A 22953-nucleotide genomic window follows, 5' to 3' on the forward strand; every position below is an offset into this window, starting at 1 on the left:
TCCAGAGTCAACAACTCCAGAGTCAACAACTCCAGAGTCAACAACTCCAGAGTCAACAACTCCAGAGTCAACAACTCCAGAGTCAACAACTCCAGAGTCAACAACTCCAGAGTCAACAACTCCAGAGTCAACAACTCCAGAGTCAACAACTCCAGAGTCAACAACTCCAGAGTCAACAACTCCAGAGTCAACAACTCCAGAGACAACAACTCCAGAGTCAACAACTCCAGAGAAAACAACTCCAGAGAAAACAACTCCAGAGAAAACAACTCCAGCCCCAGGAAACCCTGGCGGAAATGGAGATGGTAACGGTGGTGGACGTAAAGCCCTTCTCCCAAGTACTGGTGAAGTCGTAGCAACTGGCCTAGTATTCTCAGGAGTACTTGTCCTATCAGGTGCGATTGTAATGAAACGTAAAATGTCTAAATAATAGAAAAAGAGTTTCCGTATAAAGGAGAGAGCGAAAGCTCTCTCTTTTTTGGAAATAGAGTAGATGGAGAATAGAGATGAAATTATCGATACTCATTACATTATTGAATGAGGAGTTGGTCCTGTCTCAAACGCATGCTGCTATATCTGATCAATTGGAGCAGATGCTTGGGAAGGAACTTACCGACTATGAGATTCTCTATGTCGATGATGGAAGTAGTGATAAAACATTTGAACTCATTACAGCCATTGCAGAAGAGAATCCTCATGTAAAATATATTCGATTTAGTCGTAATTTTGGTCGTGAGAGTGGTATTTTAGCAGGCTTCAAATATGCAAGTGGTGATGCTGTGATGGTAATGGATGGAGATTTACAACATCCACCATATCTGATCCCCCTCTTTTTAGAAGCCTATAATGAAGGTTATGATATCGTCAGTGGGCAACGAACTCGAGAAGGGGAGTCCTTTATCGGCAGTACCTTTGCTCGTATGTTCTATTTCTTGTCCAATCGGTCGATGGATGTTAAACTAACGGATGGAAAATCCGAGTTGAGACTCCTTAGTCGTAAAGCAATTGACGCGTTTGTGTCTATGCCAGAATACAACCGTTTCAATAAAGGCTTGTATGAATGGATTGGTTTTAAAGAGAAGGTAATTCCTTATAAAAACGAAATCCGTAAAGCTGGTAAGAGTAAGTTTGGTTTTAAAAAATCAATGAACTATGCCATTCAAGGGATTATCTCATTTAATGATCGTCCCCTTCGTGTTTGTATTCAGTTTGGATTTATCTGTTTGGGACTTGCTATTCTGTATCTTGCTTTTGAAATGATGAAGTACATGTTTGCACAAGGGAATTATGTGAGTGGCTATTTTACAACCATAGCTGCGATCATTCTATTTAGTGGTGTTCAATTAATATTTATCGGTATTCTTGGGGAATACATTGGAAAAATTTATTACGAAGTGAAGCGTCGTCCTCATTTTATCATTGAAGATACTAATATTAAAGAAGCCAATGAGAATAAGATAGGTTAAGATGTATAGGAGATAAAAATGTTAGTTTGGTTCATGCGCTTGCAAGAGCTTTGGAAAAAGAATCCCAAGAGGTTTCTATATGCTTTTAGCGCTTTACTCCCGATGACAATTATGCTTGTTGTTTGGGCCTTTATGGGATCATATCCTTTTGGAACCAAAAGTTTGATGGCAGTTGACTTTGGTCAACAATACATCAGTTTCTTTGGTTTATTAAAAAATGCTGTACTCACTGGGGATCTTTCAAGTTTGAGTTATTCGTTTACTAAGTCCCTTGGTGGAGATATGATTGGGGTCCTCGGATATTATTTAATGAGTCCCTTCAATATCATTTATATTTTGACCCCACTTAAGCATTTTGGTTTTGCAGTGTTTTTGACAATTTGGCTCCGTTATGGCGCAATAGGAATGGCCTTCGCCTTTCTTCTTATCAAGCGCTATAAAGGATTAGAGAAAAGAAAATGGCTAGTACCGCTATTTTCGACAGCATATGCCCTTTCAGGGATGTTGGTTTCTTATCAAATGAACGTCATTTTTTATGACGCTATGATCATGCTGCCGATTGTCATTGTTTATTTGGAAGAATTATTAGATGGTGGAGCCCCTTACCGTTATTCTTTTGCATTGGGTCTGACCGTCTTACTTCAATTTTATATGGGGTACATGATTTCGATCTTTGTTGCTCTGTATGCTTGTTTCTATGTATCTCCTAGATTGATGATTGAAGGGGATCTTAAAGCGAAGATCAAAAACTTCATTGAACCTTTGTTGCAGGCTGTCATTTATTCTATTATTGGGATCGGGACAGCCGCAATCCTAATCCTTCCTGTATTCTTCAATTTGGTAGAGAGTAAAGCTCAAGTTGGTGGAGGGATGACCTTCTCTTTAGCCTTCCAGATTAATCCATTGGATATTTTTGCTAAGATGGTGATTGGTGGCTTTGATACGACCTCTGGTTGGTCTGCAGGACCAAACTTACCAAATATCTATATTGGAGCGTTTGGTTTTCTTGGCTTTGTTCTCTACTTTCTCTCTAAGAATGTTTCAAAAGTTAAGAAATGGGCTGCTGGAATTGTTACCCTTGTATTCTTGACATCATTCGTCAATGAGTTTGTAAGTAAGATTTGGCATATGGGGCAAAACCCTGCTGGTTTCTTCTTCCGTTTTTCTTGGTTATTCTCATTCTTCATGTTGGTATTGGCTTACCAAGTAATGAAAGAGAAAGTAGTTATCTCTAAGCTAACTAATCTAGTCATTACACTTGGTTTGCTTCTAGCTGTTATCTACATCCATTCAAATAGCTATACCTTTATTTCGAAAATTCAACCAAAAGCAGTAACATCTTATTTCTCAAGATACTCAATTCTTCACCTACTAGGCCTTGTGGCTGTTGCTTGCTTTGGTTTCTATACCTACTGGGAAAAATCAAAGAGCAATCAAAGAGAGAAAATCATTCGAATCGGAATTACTACTCTTTTCTTAGTGATCGCAGGATTCTTGTTGAAACAAGGCTATCTATTCTCACAATTAAGTCTAACAGCAATAATCTATCTGCTTTTATTGCTCCTATTAAATTCTAAATTGTCACGTATTTCAGTAGTCATCGTGTCGGCTTTGAGTATCTTTGAATTTGGATATAATGCCTACCTTTCTCAGGTTACTCTGGGCTATGACGACGTCAATAAATTTTCAGATGCAGCTGTTTCTGTGAAACGCGTGACAGATAATATTCAAGAAAATGCAGACGAAGAATTTTATCGGATTGCAACGACTTTTGCATATTCACGGACGGTACCTTCTCTAGTATCTTATCCTGGCTTAAGTACCTTTAGTTCGAGTTTAGAAAGAAGCACCCTAGATCACTTTGCTTTAATGGGAGACCTAGGTGTCAATGCTGCTACTGAATATACAAATGGGACACCTCTAACAGATGCCTTGTATGGGGTTCGTTATTATATGACGGTGAAAGATTTTGATCCAAAAGAAATAGAAGCAAATCCAGAAAAGATGTACTTCCATCGTTTTACAAATCGTTTTGATCTAGAGCGCTATTATACAGAAAAAGTATATGAAGATAAGCGATTCCTTGTCTATAAGAATCCAAATTCCTTCCCTCTTGGATATGGAACAAATGCTCTGGTTAAAAATATAAAATTTGGAGTGAATAATGCTATCGCAAACCAAAATATTATTTTGAACTCAATGGAAGGGCATCAAAAGAAAACGAGTGATTATTATGACTACTTTAAACCGTTAGCTTTTAGTGCCATTGAAACGGAGAATGTCATTGAAGAAAAAGTGGATAAGAATACTGGTGAGGCAATCTATAAAAGAGCAGATTCTTCTAAAGAGGCCATCATTCGATATAAGCTAGTGCCACGTTCAAACTATACTTATTACTTCTTCACACCAGCGGGGTTGATTCCAAAACAAGATTACTCAGTTTTAGTGAAAGGGAAATGGTTGCCTAATAATAAAACATTTACTCAAAGACAACTTTGGCAACTAACTGATAATACTGAAAATCAAGAAACTGTGATTGAGTTTCGATTTAGAACTGATAAAATTGATATGAGTCATGCAGGGGTCTATCGTGCAGATCTTGATCAAATTCAAAAAGTATTAGATAATCGTAAGAAACAAGGTTTAGAAGTAACCAAGTTTTCAAATACCCATATTGTCGGTAATGTAAATATTACGGATGATAGTAAATTTATGATGACTTCAATCCCATATAGCGACGGATGGAAGGTCAAAGTAGATGGGAAATTTGTCCAAACTGAAAAATCTTGGAATGCCTTCTTATCCTTCCCAATCACAAAAGGGAAGCATAAGATTGAGTTCGTCTTTAAGAAAAAAGGATTTATCCTTGGTAGCTTATTATCAATCGTTTCAATTGCATCCTTAGTGATTATCATGAAACGTTCGAAAGAGACGGTCTAAGTATGTAGCTCTAATATCCTTTAAAAAAGTTGAGATGTATTCTCAACTTTTTTTCTTTTGAGTGGAATGCACTTGTCAAAATGGAAAGGAAAATAAGTGATGTAGAAGCATACTGAAAAGGGCTAAATGCCTTAACTTGATAGCCGAAAGCTCCATCATCAATAAAAGGAGATCCACCACATTCGAAGATAGTAAAAAATCGTACCAAGTGGGAAATAAAGTGACAATTTTGTGAAAACTATTGCAATATGACTAAGATTATGTAAAATAAATAGTCAAAATAGCCAAAAATGTATAATTTGTTGACGAAACGCTACTTCTTTGTTACTATTCAATGTGTATCAAAGAAAAAAATAATATGAAAAAGGAGATACAACAAATGAAGGAATTGTTTAATAGGCGCCAGCGCTTTTCTTTAAGAAAATATAGCATTGGTGTTTGTTCTGTATTACTAGGGACAGCACTTTTTGCTGTCGGAGCGCCGTCAGTAGCTGCGGATGAAGCTGTGTCTGCTTCTAAACCAAGTGAAGTGGTCGCAGTATCAAGTCCCCAATCTGAGGAATCTCAGCCAGCGAAAGAAGTGGCTCCAGCAAGTACCAACGCTGAAGGAACAGAGCCCTCTAAAGTAAGCGCTCCAGTTGCTGAAGAAAAGGCAGCTGAAGCTACATCAGCAGTAACTGAAACTCCAGTAGCAACTGCAGAAAAAACTGAGGAAGTAAAACCATCTACTGAAGAAGTTGCTAAACCAGAGGCTGCTAAGGAGGAAGCAAAAACAGAAGAAAAATCTGAAGAAGCTAAACCAGCAGTAGAAGAAGCCACTAAATCAGCAACAACTGAAGCAAAACCAGCTACAGATGAGTCAAATAAACCTAAAGTTCGTAACCGTCGTGCGACTACGAATGAAGCTGTATCTGGAGACCACAACTCTAACCCTGTAGCGGTAAGTACTTACTTAAAAGATGGGGAAAAAGCAACTCCAGAAATCAAAGATGCTAACGGTGCAACTGTTAGTTCACAACCTGTACCAGCTGGATATTCAGCTAAAGAAGGAGACTGGTACACATACGCTATCTGGGATTTAACTAGATTCAATGAACGTTATGGTACAAAATACTATGCTCGTGCTTATAAGAGATTTGATGAATCTACAGATACAACTGTTGAATTAATCGATAAAACGACTGGGAATGTAGTAGAAACAAGAACGGTTACTTCATCAAGTGGCGTTCAAAAATTCACTACTACCACAGCTGCGTCTAATAGTGAATTAACCTTCCAAGTAGATTATAAAGCTGGACTTGCTCAAGAAAAAGGTAAAACAATTCAACCATTCATTCAAAATGGGTATGAAGTTGGAAAGAGTATAACAGATTTAGTGGCTGCTGGACACCAATTGACACCTGCAGAGCAAGCACTTCATACTGCGGTTTATAACGCTCGTACAACAACAGATATTCTAAACGTTGTTGAACCAGCTTATAACGGTCGTACAATTACTGATTCAAATGCTAAAATACCAGAGGCAATTAATAAAACAACTTACTATAAAGTAGTTGATAAAAACAATCCTACATTCAATGCAAATAAAACAGATAAAACTGTTCAAGATTACAAAGAAAATGGTAATGAAGTAGATTTAGCTAGATATGCTACTAAAGCTATGGAAGGACAAAGTTTCACAGCATCTGGGGAGCGCCAATTTGATGGATATAAATTGTATCAAACAGCTGATGCAAACGATAAATCTGGTTATGTCAGTCGTCCTTATACTGTTGGGACGAAATTTATGGATGCAGACCGTTATGGTATTAAACGGATTAAAGAAGTTGTTGGAGAAGATGGTTCAGTAGTTATTCGTGTTTACTTACTAGATCCAAAACAACAAAGTAAGCGTTCTGATGGTTCACTAAGTACTGATGGCTATATGTTGCTTGCAGAAACTAAACCTATTAAACCAGGTGAACATAACACTCAAGAATTAGTTGTTAAGAAATCACCTCTTAACACTATTGCACATACAGTAACTGATCCAAAAACTGGAGCCAAAACAAACTATCCTAACGGTAAAGAAGTTACATTCGATTTCCAAAAAGCTGCAGGATATACGCCATATAAATCAGTATTCGTACCATTCTTAGGAGACGGGATTGGACACGGTTCAGCTAACGCACAATTAGAACGTGGAGTTGGTGGTATCGGTACAAACGTTGACTTGCTTAACACTTTGACGCCACATAAACAACCGGTCTACTACTATGTCAAACAAGAGCCAGTTGAAGTCACTCCAGAAGTTGAAAAACAATTGGAAGGACGTGTATTAGCAAATGGTGAGTTTACATTCAAACTAAAAGAAGTTCAACCAAATAAATCAATCCAAGCTTATGAAGAAACTGTAACGAATAAAGCAGACGGTAAAGCTACATTCAGCAAATTAACATTTAACAAAACAGGTATCTATACCTACACCATCACTGAAACACCAGGTTCTGATGGAAATGTTGATTACGATGCAATGACAGTTACGATGACTGTTACTGTTACGGAGAATGCTCAAGGTGATTTACAAGCTGCAGTTAAATACAGTGCTGAAGGTGGATTCAAATCAAGTGCTGATGATAAAATCTTCAACAACTATGTTGTAGCACCAGTTAAAACTAAATTCGACTTCACTAAGAAATTAGCTGGACGTGAACTGAAAGACGGAGAATTCAAATTCGTTCTTAAAAATTCAGATGGTGAAGAAGTTGAAACAGTAACTAACAAAGCTGATGGAACTGTAACATTTACAGAATTATCATTCGACAACTCTAAAGTTGGTACTCACACGTATACAGTAGAAGAAGTTGTTCCTGCAGCTAAAGAAGCTGGTATGGTATACGATACTATGAAAGCTACTATTACTGTAGAAGTTGCTAAAAATGGTCACACATTAACAACAGTAACTAACGTAGTTTCTACTGGTGGGGTAGATGCTAATGGTAACGCTACTGATGGAACTGAGGATAAAGAGTTCAACAACAAGATCACTCCTCCAGAAACGCCTGTATTCCAACCAGAAAAATTCGTCCTTAACAAAGAAAAATTTGATATTACTGGTTCAAAACTCGTTGACGATGATCATGAGTTGACAGATGAGTATACAGAAACAAATGCTAACCCATATGTTGATGATACAAACAACAATGAAGCAGAAAACATCAATACGAAAACTGTTGAACGCGGTGATAAATTAGTTTACCAAGTATGGTTGGACACTAAGAATTTCACTGACAAGAACAACATCCAATCTGTAGGTATCTCTGATACATACGAAGCAAATAAATTGACTGTTAACGCTACTGACATCAAGGCTTATGACAGTGTAACTGGTGAAGATGTAACATCTAAATTTGATATTACAGTAGCTAACGGAGTCATTACAGCTACATCTAAAGCTTCTATGAACAAATCTTTAGGTGATGCAGAAAATACTCAAGTTATTGATACTACTAAATTTGCATTTGGACGTTACTACAAATTTGATATTCCAGCAACAGTTAAAGCAGACGTTGCAGGTGGAGTAGACATCGAAAACAAAGCCAACCAAATCGTTCATGTTTACAACCCAGTAAGCAAATCTGTTGAAACTCCAGAAAAACCAACTCAAAAACGTGTGAACAGTGTACCTATCACTGTAGAATTTAACTTCACGAAACGTTTGGAAGGTCGTGAGCTTAAAGTTAACGAATTCAGCTTCGTACTTAAAGATTCAGCTGGCAAAGTAGTTGAAACTGTTAAGAACGATGCGGCAGGAAACGTTAAGTTCTCAGCATTGAAATTCAAAAAAGGTGAAGAAGGAGCTCACAAATATACTGTTGAAGAGGTAGCAGGAACAGACACAACTGTAACATACGATACTATGAAAGCGGAAGTCACTGTAACAGTATCACACGATGGAACAGCGAAAGCATTGGTTGCTAACGTAACTGAACCAGCTGACAAAGAGTTCAACAATACAGTAACTCCTCCAACAGAACCTAAGTTCCAACCAGAGAAGTATGTGTTGAATGAAGAGAAATACTCAATCACTGAAAACAAACTTCTTGATGATGATGCTGAGTTGACTGATAAATATGGTGAAACAAATACAAATCCATATGTAGATGGAACTTCAAACAACGAAGCAGAAAACATCAATACCAAGACTGTTAACCGCGGAGATAAGATCTACTACCAAGTATGGTTGGATACAACTAAATTCTCATCAACTAACAAAGAAAACGTTCAATCAGTAGGAATCACTGATGACTTCGATGAAACGAAGGTTGATGTAGATTCTACTAAGATCAAAGCTTACGACTCAGTAACTGGTGACGATGTAACAAACAAATTCGACATCAAGGTTGAAAATGGTGTGATAACTGCAACCCTTAAAGCTGGCTTTACGAAGTCATTGGGTGATGCAGAAAATACTCAAATCATTGACACAACTAAATTTGCATTTGAACGTTACTACAAATTTGATATCCCAGCAACTGTTAAAGCAGACGTTGCAGGTGGAGTAGACATCGAAAACACTGCGGCTCAAGTAGTCAACTACTACAATCCAGTAAGCAAGAAAGTTGAAAAACCAAGCAAACCAACTGAGAAACGTGTCAACAACGTACCACTTTCAGTAGAATTCAACTTTACGAAGAAGTTGGAAGGACGTGAGTTGAAAGATCAAGAATTCAGCTTCGTGCTTAAAGATTCGACAGGTAAAGAACTTCAAACTGTGAAGAATGATGCTGACGGAAAAGTTAAATTCTCAGCTCTTACATTTAAGAAGGGTGATGAAGGAACTTACAACTATACTGTTGAAGAAGTTGTTGGAACAGACGCAACTGTTACATACGATACAATGGTAGCTACAGTTAAAGTTGTGGTATCTCATGATGGAACAGCTAAATCATTAGTTACAAACGTAACAGACGCTGAAGACAAAGAGTTCAACAATGTGGTAACGCCTCCGGAAGAACCTAAGTTCCAACCAGAGAAATACGTTGTTAAAGAAGAGAAATTCGATATCACAGGCGACAAACTCGTTGATGATGATAAAGAGTTGGCAGACAAGTACGCAGATACAAATACCAATCCATACGCGGATGATGCATCAAATAATGAAAAAGAAAACTTGAACACTAAGACTGTTAAACGTGGCGACAAGTTGGTTTACCAAGTATGGTTGGATACAACACAATTCGACGCAGCTAACAAGGACAATATCCAATCAGTAGGAATCTCAGATGACTACGATGAAGCGAAATTGGATCTTGATGCTACTAAGATCAAAGCCTACGATTCAGTTACAGGCGATGATGTAACAGCTAAATTCGACATCACAGTTCAAGGTGGAGTAATCACTGCAACTCTTAAAGCTGGCTTCACGAAGTCATTGGGTGATGCAGAAAACACTCAAATCATCGATACAACTAAGTTCGCATTTGGACGTTACTACAAGTTCGACATTCCAACAACAGTGAAAGCTGATGTTCCTGGCGGAGTAGATATCGAAAATACTGCGGCTCAAGTTGTTAACTACTACAACCCAACGACTAAGAAGGTTGAAAAACCAAGCAAACCAACTGAAAAACGTGTCAACAACGTTCCAGTTGAAGTGGAATTCAACTTCACTAAACGTTTAGAAGGTCGTGAACTTCAAGCTAACGAATTCAGCTTTGTGCTTAAAGACTCAGAAGGTAAGACTCTTGAAACTGTAAGCAATGATGCTTCTGGTAACGTTAAGTTCAAAGCTCTTGAATTCAAGAAGGGTGACGAAGGTGTTCATAACTACACAGTAGAAGAAGTTAAAGGAAGCGACACAACCGTTACATACGACACAATGAAAGCGAATGTAACAGTCACTGTATCAAACGACGGAACAGCTAAAGTTCTGATCGCGAAAGTTGGCGACATTGCGGATAAAGAATTTAACAACCGTGTAACTCCTCCAGAAGAGCCTAAGTTCCAGCCAGAGAAATATGTTGTTTCTGAAGAGAAATACGATATCACTGGTGACAAGCTCGTTGATGATGACAAAGAATTGGCAGACAAGTACGCAGATACAAATACCAATCCATATGCGGACGATGCATCAAACAACGAAGCAGAAAACTTGAATACGAAGACTGTGAAACCTGGTGCTAAATTGGTTTACCAAGTATGGCTTGATACAACTAAATTTGACGCAAACAACAAGGACAATATCCAATCAGTAGGAATCTCTGATGACTATGATGAAGCGAAATTGGAACTTGATGCTACTAAGATCAAAGCCTACGATTCAGTAACAGGTGATGATGTAACAGCTAAATTTGATATTACAGTTAATAACGGAGTCATTACTGCAACTCTTAAAGCTGGCTTCACGAAGTCACTTGGCGATGCGGACAACACTCAAGTTATAGACACAACTAAATTCGCATTTGGACGTTACTACAAGTTTGACATTCCAACAACAGTTAAACAATCAGTTGCAGCTGGTGTAGATATCGAAAACACTGCGGCTCAAGTAGTCAACTACTACAACCCAACCACTAAGAAAGTTGAAAAACCAAGCAAACCAACTGAAAAACGTGTCAACAACGTACCGGTTTCAATTGAGTTCAACTTTACTAAGAAGTTGGAAGGACGTGAACTTCAAGCTAACGAATTCAGCTTCGTTCTTAAAGATTCAGAAGGTAATACTCTTGAAACTGTGACGAACGATGCAGCTGGTAACGTTAAGTTCTCAGCTCTTGAATTCAAGAAAGGTCAAGAAGGCGTTCACAACTACACAGTAGAAGAAGTTAAAGGCACAGACGCAACCGTTACATACGACACAATGAAAGCGAATGTAACAGTTACAGTGAAACACGATGGAACAGCTAAAGTTCTGATCGCAACTGTAGGCGAAATTGCGGATAAAGAATTTAACAACCGTGTCACTCCTCCAGAAGAACCTAATTTCCAACCAGAGAAATATGTCTTGAATGAAGAGAAATTCTCAATCACTGATAACAAGCTTCTTGATGATGATGCTGAGTTGACTGATAAATATGGAGAAACAAATACAAATCCATATGTAGATCAAGCTAACAACAATGAAGCTCAAAACATCAACACCAAGACTGTTAAACGTGGTCAAAAACTTTACTATCAAGTATGGTTGGATACAACTAAATTTGACGTAGCTAACAAAGACAACGTTCAAACTGTAGGAATCACTGATGACTTTGATGAAACGAAAGTTGATGTAGATGCTTCAGCTATCAAGGCTTACGATTCAGTAAGTGGAGCAGATGTAACAGACAAGTTCGACATCAAGGTTGAAAATGGTGTGATCACTGCAACTCTTAAAGCTGGCTTCACGAAGTCACTTGGCGATGCGGACAACACTCAAATCATCGATACAACTAAATTCGAATTTGGACGTTACTACAAGTTTGATATCCCAGCGACTGTTAAAGCAGATGTTGCAGGTGGAGTAGACATCGAAAACACTGCGGCTCAAGTAGTCAACTACTACAACCCAACTTCTAAGACAGTTGAAAAACCAAGTAAACCAACTGAAAAACGTGTCAACAACGTACCGGTTTCAATTGAATTTAACTTTACTAAGAAGTTGGAAGGTCGTGAACTTAAAGCTAACGAATTCAGCTTCGTTCTTAAGAATGCAGCAGGTGAAGTTGTTGAAACTGTAAGCAATGATGCATCTGGTAACGTTAAGTTCTCAGCTCTTGAATTCAAGAAGGGCCAAGAAGGAACTCATACTTACACAGTTGAAGAAGTGAAGGGTACTGATGGAACTGTAGCATACGATACGATGAAGGCAACAGTAACTGTGGAAGTTAAACATGACGGAACAGCTAAAGCTCTCATTACTGACGTAACAGAACCAGCAGATAAAGAGTTCAACAACAAGGTAACTCCACCAGAAACTCCAGAATTTAACCCAGAGAAATACATTCTTAATGAAGAGAAATTCGATATCACTGGCAACAAACTTCTGGATGATGATAAAGAATTGGCAGATAAGGTTGCTGATACGAATGCAAATCCTTATGTTGATCAAGCTGATAATAATGAAGCTCAAAATATCAATACGAAGACACTTAAGAAGGGTGATAAAGTATACTACCAAGTATGGTTGGATACAACTAAGTTCACTGAAGCTCACAATATTCAATCTGTAGGTGTAACAGATAAATATGACAGCGAAAACTTAGACGTCAACGTAGTAGAAATTAAAGCATACGACTCTGTAACAGGAGAAGATGTGACAGCTAAATTTGATATCAAGGTTGAAAATGGTGTGATCACTGCAACTTCTAAGACAGACTTGACTAAGTCACTTGGAGATGCAGAAAACACTCCAGTAATCGACACTGCTAAATTTGCATTCGGACGTTACTACAAGTTTGAGATCCCTGCAACTATTAAAGCAACAGCTAAAGATGGTGTAGATATCGAAAACACTGCTTCACAAACTGTTCACCAATACGATCCAACTAAGAAATCTGTTGAAAAACCAGAAAAACCAACAGAAAAACGTGTCGTTAACATCCCAACTAAAGTTGAATTTAATTTCACTAAGAAACTTGAAGGACGTGAGCTAAAAGAAGGTGAATTTAGCTTCGTACTTAAAGATAAAGATGGAAAAGTTATTGAAACAGTTAAGAACGATGCATCAGGAAACATCAAGTTCTCTGCATTAGAGTTCAAACGTGGAGAAGAAGGAACTCACACTTACACAGTGGAAGAGGTTAAAGGTACTGAAGCAGGAGTTGAATACGATAAGATGGTAGCTACAGTAACAGTAACAGTTACTAAAGAAGGCAAAGTCTTAACGACAACTTCTCAATTACCGGAAGATACTGAGTTCAACAACAAGGTAATTCCACCGAAACCACCAGTAACACCACCAACACCACCGGTGACACCACCAACACCACCGGTAACACCGCCAACACCGCCGGTAACACCACCAACACCACCAGTAACACCACAACTTCCTGCTACAGGTGAAGAACAATCAGTTTCTGCTGCATTGTTAGGTGCTGCTCTTGGTTTGGTAGGACTTGCTGGTCTTGCAAGACGCAAGAAAAACGAAGACTAAACAAGTGGTAAAAACCAACGAATCACACTAGGTTCGTAAATGCTTTAGTTTTCCACAAGGAGGCCTCGCTTTAAGGAGTGGGGCCTTTTTGTTATTTCTTGAAAGCATTGAAATCACGTCTCGCAATATGATACAATAGAGGATATTTACAATAGTTAGGACAAAGATATGCTTATTTCGATTATTTCACAAGGCTTGATCTGGGCTATTTTGGGGCTAGGGATCTTTATGACCTTCCGTATCTTGGATTTCCCAGATATGACCACAGAGGGTTCCTTTCCATTAGGAGGAGCCGTTGCGGTAACTCTGATTACCAAAGGGGTTCACCCTTTATTAGCCACCCTGGCGGCCATTGGTGCGGGGTGCTTGGCTGGATTGGCTACAGGTCTTCTTTATACCAAAGGAAAGATTCCGACTCTGTTATCGGGGATTTTGGTGATGACTTCCTGTAACTCAGTCATTCTCTTTGTGATGCAACGGGCCAACCTGGGTTTGCTTGGCTACTCAAAAATCCAAGATATGATTCCTATCGCCAGTGGCGTAAACGAGATTATCATCGGGATCATCTTTGTAACTCTGGTGATTGCTGCCATGCTCTTCTTTTTAGATACTAAATTGGGGCAAGCCTATATTGCGACGGGGGACAATCCTGAGATGGCTAAAAGCTTTGGGATCCATACCAGCCGGATGGAGTTGATGGGGCTAGTAGTTTCTAATGGGATTATCGCCTTGTCAGGTGCCTTGATGGCCCAGCAAGAAGGCTATGCAGATGCTTCTCGAGGGATCGGGGTCATCGTTGTTGGTTTGGCTAGCTTGATTATCGGAGAGGTCCTTTTCTCAAAACTAACCTTAGCAGAACGTTTGCTCAGTATCGTTATTGGATCAATCATTTATCAATTCTTAATTTGGGCTGTGATTGCCATCGGTGTCAATACCAGCTACATTCGCATCTTTAGCGCTATCATCTTGGCGATCTGTCTCATGATTCCAACCTTTAAAGAGAAACTGCTGAAAGGAGTCAAACTCAGCAAATGACCGCAATTGTAGAATTAAAAAATGCCACCATCGTGGTGAACAATGGCTTGAATGAAGAAAAAGTCATTTTGGATAATGTCTCTTTGGAGATTCATGAGCATGACTTTATCACCATTCTTGGGGGCAATGGTGCTGGTAAGTCAACCCTTTTCAACACCCTGGCTGGAACTCTGCCTCTGACCAGTGGTCAAGTCTTGATCAAGGGAGAGGACGTGACGCACTATGGTCCGGAAAAACGGGCCAAATACCTATCCCGGGTCTTCCAAGATCCAAAGATGGGGACGGCTCCTCGTATGACAGTGGCCGAGAATCTCCTGATTGCAAAATTTCGAGGAGAAAAGCGGGGCTTGGTTCCTCGTCGCCTTGCCCAGTACAAAGACGAGTTTAAAGAGGTTTTGAGCCAGATTGGCAATGGTTTAGAGAAGCATGTCGATACGGCGGTAGAATTCTTATCTGGTGGACAACGTCAAGCTCTGAGCCTGTTGATGGCTACCCTGAAGCGTCCTGAACTCTTGCTCTTGGATGAGCATACAGCTGCTCTCGATCCCAAGACGAGTCAGGCCTTGATGGAGCTGACGGATCGATTTGTCAAAACGGATCGACTGACTGCCTTGATGATTACCCACCATATGGAAGATGCGCTCAAGTACGGGAATCGCTTGATTGTCATGAAGGATGGAAAGATTATCCAGGACTTGAACCAAGAGGAAAAGGCTAAGATGGACCTGTCTGATTACTACCGTTTCTTTGAGTAAATTTAGAAACTAGTTTCAGCGTGTAATCGCTTGCAATACCAATATTAAAGGAGTATACTATAGGTGAAGATAAGGGAGAAGGGGTTGATACCAATGCCTTATAGATTCATACATTAGGTTACTTCGTTTTAGGTCTGTCTTCGCTGACACTTGTTCGTGCTCTTTATGAAAAGAGCCTTAACGCCGGAAATGTTAAATCGGTTGAGCTGTCAAGTAAGTCTGCTTAACTTACTAAATGACATTGAAATACGTGGAAATAGTAGTGGAAGCTTTAGATGGTTTTCGAACTTCGGTATGCTCAACTGAGTGCTTTGTAACAAAACTGAAAGAGAAATTGCAAAGAAAACCACTGGTATGTGAAAACGTACCATGAAAAGAAATGAAAATCATAACTGTTGTTTTCGTTAGCCTAAATGGTTAATCGCCTCTTGTCAGTGAAGCAGACCAGACCTCTAGTCCCGTAAGACTGGAGGTCTTTTTGTCTGTCATGCTAGAAAGTTGAGGTGAGGTCAGTGGGATTGCCATACGCACATGAATATAGCTGTCGAGATCACTTTAAAGAAAGAGCAATGGAACGATTTGGGGTCGATAAAGAGCAGTTGAAACGCTGGGTCAATCAACATGTGCCCTCGCTTCATCATTTTGATAGCAGTTTTGATCAACGGCCCGATACGGAAGCCTATGTAGCAGAGGACGGTGTCGTCTTTGTGTGTGATCTGAAGAAGCGAGAATTTATTACTTGCTTCCAAGCGGTCAATTTGACGGTGGATGAAGAGCAGAAGGAAGTCTGTCAAGATATTCATCGTGAGAATGTGCTCGCCTATAAACATAGCCAAAGCAAGCTTCTGAATCGCTACCGTTTGAAAGAGGCGAAAGAGTTACTGGCCAATATTGAAGAGCATGTTGATCGGTTTTATAGCTTGTCCCAAACCCTCAAGAAAGGGGCTCTCAGCGATCGGAATTACCACCACCTAGAAGAACTGTTAAATGAATTTCATGTGATCAAGGCGGCGATACGGGTGATTGAGAATAAGAAAAATGACTATCATACGGACTAGCGTCTCTTTAGCAAGCTGACATTCTATGCTGTCGTCTTGGGTTTTGATAAGGGTTCCTCCATCAGATGATGGAGGGCTTTTGTTTGGTCTGACTTTTGAAAAAATCGTGAAAAAATAGTATAATGTTCTAGATATGCAAGAAAATTGCAAAACTGTAATTCGACTTGGTGAGCCAAGGACCGTAAGTATGAACCATCACATAAAGGAGAAAACATGAGTAACATTAAGTTGATTACTTTAGGTGGAGTCCGTGAAAACGGGAAAAACCTCTACATAGCTGAAGTAAATGGCTCTATTTTTGTTTTGGATGCTGGTCTCAAGTATCCAGAAAATGAGCAACTAGGGGTCGATGTCGTTATTCCCAACATGGACTACCTCTTTGAGAATAGCGATCGTATCGCAGGAGTCTTTTTAACGCACGGGCATGCGGATGCCATTGGAGCCCTTCCCTATCTTTTAGCGGAGGCTAAAGTTCCCGTATTTGGGTCAGAGTTGACCATCGAGTTGGCCAAACTCTTTGTCAAGAGCAATGACAGTGTCAAGAAGTTCAATGATTTCCATGTAATCGATGCCAACTCAGAGATTGATTTTGGAGGAACCGTTGTTTCCTTCTTCCAGACAACCCACTCTATTCCAGAAAGTTTAGGAATTGTCATCAAGACTTCTGAAGGAAGTATCGTCTATACAGGAGACTTCAAGTTTGACCAGACAGCGAGTGAGTTTTATGCGACTGACTTTGCTCGTTTGGCAGAGATTGGACAAGAAGGCGTCCTCGCTCTCTTGAGTGACTCTGCCAATGCCGATAGTAAGATTCAAGTGGCTAGTGAGCAAGAGGTTGGGGATGAAATCCTAGATACGATTGCTGACTGGGATGGCCGTATCATTGTAGCCGCTGTTGCAAGTAACCTATCACGGATCCAGCAAGTCTTTGACGCAGCTGCAGAGACAGGACGCCGGGTTGTCTTGACTGGATTTGACGTAGAAAATATTGTCCGGACAGGGATTCGTTTAAATAAACTTTCTTTGGCCAACGAAAAAATATTAATCAAGCCAAAAGAAATGTCTCGTTTTGAGGATCATGAATTGATTATTCTTGAAACGGGGCGGATGGGTGAACCGATCAATGGCCTCCGTAAAATGTCCATTGGCCGTCACCGCTATGTTGAAATCAAGGATGGCGACTTGGTCTATATCGTAACAACTCCGTCTATCGCTAAAGAAGCGGTTATGGCACGTGTAGAAAACATGGTCTATCAAGCAGGCGGGGTCGTTAAAGCGATTACTCAAAGCTTGCGTGTATCAGGACACGGAAATGCGCGTGATCTTCAATTGATGATCAACCTTCTTCGTCCCAACTATCTCTTCCCAATCCAAGGGGAATACCGCGAATTGGATGCCCATGCACGGCTTGCGATGGAAGTGGGGATTTTGCCTGAAAATATCTTCATTCCGAAAAAAGGCACCATCATGGAATATGACAATGGTGACTTCGTTCCTGCAGGTAGCGTCTCTGCTGGAGATGTCCTCATCGATGGGAATGCCATTGGGGATGTTGGAAATGTCGTCCTCCGTGACCGGAAAGTCCTTTCAGAAGATGGTATCTTTATTGTAGCTATTACGGTTAACCGTCGTGAAAAACGCATTATCTCGAAGGCAAAAGTTCACACTCGTGGCTTTATCTATGTGAAGAAGAGCCGCGATATCTTGCGAGAAAGTGCTGAGATTGTCAACCAAAGTGTGGAAGAATACTTAGCCCAGGACAGCTTCGATTGGGGCGAGCTCAAGGGTGCTGTTCGTGATAGTTTGGCCAAGTACCTCTTTGACCAGACCAAACGTCGACCAGCTATCTTGCCAGTCGTCATGGAAGTACGCTAGGATTAAGATAAGAGGAAAAGTCGATCGTCGGCTTTTTCTTGTCAAGGAAAAGAAGAAATAGTGAGGAAAGATAGATGGCAGTAATGCAGATTGAATACTATTCAGAAGCGCTCGCAATGGAGTGGGGGATCAACGTCCTCTACCCAGATGGATCTCGGGTAAAAAATCCGGATGATCAAGATATCCCGGTCCTCTATCTCCTTCATGGGATGAATGGCAATCAGTACTCTTGGTTGAAACGGACCAATGTGGAACGGATCCTACGGTCGACCAATCTGATTGTTGTCTTGCCTAATACCAATAATGGTTGGTATACGGATACCCAGTATGGTTATCCTTACTACACAGCCATCGCAGAGGAATTGCCTAAGACCTTGGCACGCTTCTTCCCCAATATGACCAAGAAGCGGGAGAAAACCTTTATCGCTGGTCTATCGATGGGGGGCTATGGATCTTTCAAACTGGCCCTTCAAACCAATCGCTTCTCGCATGCTGCTAGCTTTTCTGGTGCTCTTAGCTTTGAGGGGCGTCAACTGGCAGACACCGATCTTGGAAGTGCAGCTTACTGGCAAGGGGTCTTTGGAGAGCTAGAAGATTGGACGACGAGTCCTTACTCCTTGGAGAGCATTGCGGAGAAGTACTCAGATAAAAAGACGGTCTTATGGGCGTGGTGTGGCGAGCAGGATGCTCTGTATGAGGCCAACAATACAGCTGTTGATCATCTGAAGGACCTCGGTTTTGATATCACCTACAGCCATGGACCAGGAAAACATGAATGGTTTTATTGGGAGCGGGAGTTGGAGCATTTCTTAGCAACCCTGCCAATTGATTTTGAACTAGAAGAACGACTCGATTAGGAAGCTACTCATGCAGAGATATGCTATAATAGAGTGAAAAGTGCCTGGGCCAGTTAGAAGAGAAGCCCAGAATCAATGAACAATTAGGAGAAACATACGTGACTAAAGATATTCGTGTGCGTTATGCACCAAGTCCAACCGGACTACTACACATCGGAAATGCTCGTACAGCATTGTTTAACTACTTGTATGCGCGCCACCATGGTGGAACCTTTATCATCCGTATCGAAGATACGGACCGTAAGCGCCACGTCGAAGACGGCGAACGTTCCCAGCTGGAAAACCTTCGTTGGTTGGGTATGGACTGGGATGAAAGTCCAGAGACGCATGAGAACTACCGCCAGTCTGAACGTTTGGAACTCTATCAAAAATATATTGACCAACTCTTGGCTGAAGGAAAAGCCTACAAGTCTTATGTGACAGAAGAAGAGTTGGTAGCGGAACGTGAACGCCAAGAAGCGGCGGGTGAAACACCTCGCTATATCAATGAATACCTTGGCATGAGCGAAGAAAAAAAAGCAGCTTATATCGCAGAACGTGAAGCAGCGGGAATTATTCCTACGGTTCGCTTGGCAGTGAATGAGTCAGGTATCTACAAATGGCATGATATGGTCAAAGGCGATATCGAGTTTGAAGGTGGCAATATCGGTGGTGACTGGGTCATCCAAAAGAAAGATGGCTATCCAACTTATAACTTTGCCGTTGTGATCGATGACCATGACATGCAAATCTCTCACGTCATCCGTGGAGATGACCACATTGCCAATACACCAAAACAGCTCATGGTTTATGAAGCGCTTGGATGGGAAGCTCCAGAGTTCGGTCACATGACCTTGATCATCAACTCTGAAACTGGTAAGAAGTTGTCTAAACGCGATACCAATACCCTTCAGTTCATCGAAGACTATCGTAAGAAAGGGTACCTTCCAGAAGCAGTCTTTAACTTTATCGCCCTTCTTGGTTGGAACCCTGGTGGGGAAGACGAAATCTTCTCTCGCGAAGAACTCATCAAGCTCTTTGATGAAAACCGCCTCAGCAAGTCTCCAGCAGCCTTCGACCAAAAGAAAATGGACTGGATGAGCAATGAGTATATCAAGAATGCAGATCTTGCGACCATTTTTGAAATGGCAAAACCATTCCTCGAAGCAGCAGGACGTTTGACAGACAAGGCTGAGAAATTGGTGGAACTCTATAAACCACAAATGAAGTCAGTGGATGAAATCGTTCCATTGACAGACCTCTTCTTCTCGGACTTCCCAGAATTGACCGAAGCTGAGAAAGAAGTCATGGCTGGTGAAACAGTACCAACGGTACTTGAAGCATTCAAAGCCAAGCTCGAAGCCATGTCAGATGACGAGTTTGTGGCAGAAAATATCTTCCCGCAAATCAAAGCAGTTCAAAAAGAAACAGGTATCAAAGGGAAGAACCTCTTCATGCCAATCCGTATCGCCGTTTCAGGAGAGATGCACGGACCAGAATTGCCAGAAACCATCTACTTGCTTGGTCGCGAGAAATCTATCCAACACATTGAAAAAATGTTGGAAGAAATTGCAAAATAGGAATACATTTATTCTTATTTAAGAATGTTGACAGAGGCTTATAGATTGCATTATAAAGAAGTAAGTGTCAAGATTGCTACTCTAAAATCTCAGAGGGAGATTGGAGAAGGACTCTGGGTATTTTGTCAGCTATAATGGGTGAGGAAACGTTACACCTTGGAGAGGATCGAATTGGTTCTCTCCTTTTTGATGTTCAAAACGATGAAAATTCTAGTTTTAAAGTGGTCAATGTTCTGGAAAGCAACAGTATTTTGCTTGATGCCTTTGATGAGGTTATTGGTAGCTTTCAGTTTTACATTTGAATAGGGGAGTTCTATGTGTTAATGGTCTTTAGAGATTTATGGGGCTTATTTACAGCAAAAAAACTCCATAATTCCTTATATACTAGAGTAATTAAAGCATTTTAAAAAAGAAGTAGTTTTAGTGTCTACTTTTTTTTGATGATCCCTCCTGGTATTTTATGGTATACTGAAAGCGATAAAATGATTGGAGATCAAGATGAAAAAGATTCCTTTAGCATTTTCAGGCTGCCTGTTAGGTTTAGCAGGGGCTGGAAACCTTCTGTCTGATACCTTCCCAGTTCTGGCTCATTTCTTCAGTTTGACGGGTTTGATCCTATGGGTTTTCTTTTTATGTCACCATCTGATCTACTGGTCAGAAACCAAGATTGAACTACAAGAACCGGCCCTTCTATCTGGGATGGCGACCTTCCCCATGGCTGGGATGGTTTTATCGACTTATCTCTTACGACTCTTTCCGACATTTGGAGGACTCGCCCAGGCAGTTTGGTGGGCTGCTTTCCTCTTAGATTGTGGCTTGATCTTCTACTTTACCAAGACCCATATATTGGCAAAACCAAGAGCCAATGCCACCCCTAGTTGGACCGTTCTTTATGTGGGGATTGCTGTTGCTGCCTTGACCTACCCAGTGGTAGGAGTGGTTGGGCTGGCCTATCTGACTTTCGGATTTGGCTTTGTCTTAACCTTGATTCTTTACCCCTTGATCTACCAGGGGTTGAAGACCGCCCCTTTACCGAGCCACTTATTAGGGCAAGAAGGCATCTATTGTGCCCCCTTTTCTCTTCTGTTAGCGGCCCTGGTTCGTGTGGGTGGAGCCAGTCTACCTGTTTGGCTGTTATACACCATGGTTGGACTCTCTCAAGCTTTTTATTTCTTCGTTTTAACGCGTCTACCTAGAATGATAAAAGAGGGCTTTCAACCAGCCTTTTCAGCCTTAACCTTCCCGACGGTCATCACAGCTACTTCCCTGAAAATGGCCCAAGGCCTATTGCACAGTTCTCTGTTAAGGCCCCTTGTCTGGTTAGAAACCATTCTGTGTCTAGCCATTCTTGTGTCCGTGCTTGTAGGCTTTGTGATTTACATAAAAGGGGAGAACGAGCATTCCAATAGAAATTAGAGGTCAGAGACGGTTGTCTCGACCTTTTTGGGTTCACTTTCTAATTGAATCCTAGGAATGATTATGGTAAGATGCAATAAATCATTTTTTGTCTCCCTCGAAAGGAATGTATGAAATTTTTAAAGACAAAAGCCAAGCTCTTTTATCCACTTTTACTACTGGTCTTCTATATCTTAGTTCGGCCACAATTTCGCGAGTTGGCCCAACTAGTCAGCAACCAAGTCGGCCAAGCTCTTAGCTATTTTTGGACCCTTCTCTTTTTAGAGGCAGGTTATTTGGTGCTTGTTTTTTCATTGGTAAAGAAATACAGTCCACGTATGGTTTTTCAGTGGGCGAAGAAGAAACAATTCCTTCCCGCTATCTACGCTACTATATTCTCCAGTTGTGCCATCTACTGGCTAGACTACTTTCTTAGTGGGTTCACCAAAGGACGTCTAGCTATTTATCACTCTTTTCCGGTGACCTTGGAAGCCTTAGGATCTCTCATCCTCTTTGTATTAGTGGTCATCATTCGACCGATGACCGTGGAACTGATCTTTCGTGGAGCGCTTGTCCAAGCCTATTTTAAAAAATGGCCCTTCTACGCGAGTGTATGGGCCCCAGCCCTTATCTATAGTGGACTTCAATTCCTCCAGCATCCTTTTACTTTTTTGAGTTTTTTGATCTATACCATCCCCGCCCTTATTTTTGGATTATTGAATGAAAAGACGGGCTCATTGTATTATCCTATCCTTGCTCATATCGGCTTGAACTTCATTTATAGCTTACCCATCATCTTATCAACCCTCCAGCATCTCTTCTCCTAGCCGTTTTGACGGCACTGGAGGAGGCTTTAAACCAAGAGCCAGAAGGTCGTTGGTTTTTTTTGAAATTATGG

General features: G+C 40.7%; 12 protein-coding genes and 1 pseudogene. 12 read left to right on the plus strand and 1 reads right to left on the minus strand.

Features of this window, described 5'->3' with window-relative positions; all coding sequences use genetic code 11:
- From H8S88_RS00005 to gltX, 10 genes are all read left to right on the plus strand, one after another.
- A partial coding sequence (locus tag H8S88_RS00005; RefSeq protein WP_236127796.1) for an LPXTG cell wall anchor domain-containing protein occupies positions 1-430 on the plus strand: 430 nt, incomplete at its 5' end.
- Positions 431-506: 76 nt separating this feature from the next.
- Positions 507-1466 carry a glycosyltransferase PgfS gene (pgfS, locus tag H8S88_RS00010; protein WP_048789950.1) on the plus strand — a complete coding sequence of 320 codons (960 nt, stop codon included), beginning with the start codon at positions 507-509 and terminating at the stop codon, positions 1464-1466.
- Positions 1467-1484: 18 nt separating this feature from the next.
- Entirely contained in the window at positions 1485-4406 is a 2922-nt protein-coding gene (gene pgfM1 / locus H8S88_RS00015) for a glycosyltransferase PgfM1 (RefSeq protein WP_048789951.1), read from the plus strand.
- 379 nt (positions 4407-4785) lie between these two features.
- Positions 4786-13521, plus strand: a complete 8736-nt coding sequence (locus tag H8S88_RS00020) for an SspB-related isopeptide-forming adhesin (RefSeq protein ID WP_236127797.1) — start codon at positions 4786-4788, stop codon at positions 13519-13521.
- Between the two features lie 168 nt (positions 13522-13689).
- The gene (locus H8S88_RS00025) at positions 13690-14556 is read left to right on the plus strand and encodes an ABC transporter permease (RefSeq protein WP_006595484.1); all 867 of its coding nucleotides are present in this window, start codon (positions 13690-13692) and stop codon (positions 14554-14556) included.
- Positions 14553-15311 (plus strand): ABC transporter ATP-binding protein, encoded by a 759-nt coding sequence (locus H8S88_RS00030; protein ID WP_048690895.1) that lies wholly within the window; start codon positions 14553-14555, stop codon positions 15309-15311. The genes H8S88_RS00025 and H8S88_RS00030 overlap by 4 nt, the downstream gene beginning before the upstream one ends.
- Positions 15312-15880: 569 nt before the next feature.
- Entirely contained in the window at positions 15881-16369 is a 489-nt protein-coding gene (locus tag H8S88_RS00035) for a hypothetical protein (protein ID WP_048690893.1), read from the plus strand.
- Between the two features lie 213 nt (positions 16370-16582).
- Complete coding sequence (locus tag H8S88_RS00040; RefSeq protein WP_048690891.1) at positions 16583-18244, plus strand: ribonuclease J; 1662 nt, start codon at positions 16583-16585, stop codon at positions 18242-18244.
- Between the two features lie 74 nt (positions 18245-18318).
- On the plus strand, positions 18319-19101 hold the full coding sequence (locus tag H8S88_RS00045) for an alpha/beta hydrolase (protein WP_125335011.1): 783 nt from the start codon (positions 18319-18321) through the stop codon (positions 19099-19101).
- A gap of 98 nt (positions 19102-19199) precedes the next feature.
- Complete coding sequence (gltX, locus tag H8S88_RS00050) at positions 19200-20660, plus strand: glutamate--tRNA ligase (protein WP_048690888.1); 1461 nt, start codon at positions 19200-19202, stop codon at positions 20658-20660.
- A 149-nt stretch (positions 20661-20809) separates the two neighbouring features.
- On the opposite strand, the pseudogene H8S88_RS00055 reads toward gltX, so the two are convergent.
- Positions 20810-20977 (minus strand): annotated as a pseudogene (locus tag H8S88_RS00055) (ISL3 family transposase); the annotation flags it as partial.
- A 181-nt stretch (positions 20978-21158) separates the two neighbouring features.
- Here H8S88_RS00055 and H8S88_RS00060 point away from each other — a divergent pair.
- The gene (locus H8S88_RS00060; protein ID WP_236127798.1) at positions 21159-22076 is read left to right on the plus strand and encodes a TDT family transporter; all 918 of its coding nucleotides are present in this window, start codon (positions 21159-21161) and stop codon (positions 22074-22076) included.
- 110 nt (positions 22077-22186) lie between these two features.
- Positions 22187-22882, plus strand: a complete 696-nt coding sequence (locus tag H8S88_RS00065; RefSeq protein ID WP_236127799.1) for a CPBP family intramembrane glutamic endopeptidase — start codon at positions 22187-22189, stop codon at positions 22880-22882.
- Positions 22883-22953 lie beyond the last annotated feature (71 nt).

Origin of the sequence: Streptococcus sp. GS001 (assembly GCF_021595565.1) — a bacterium.
Lineage (GTDB): Bacteria > Bacillota > Bacilli > Lactobacillales > Streptococcaceae > Streptococcus > Streptococcus xiaochunlingii.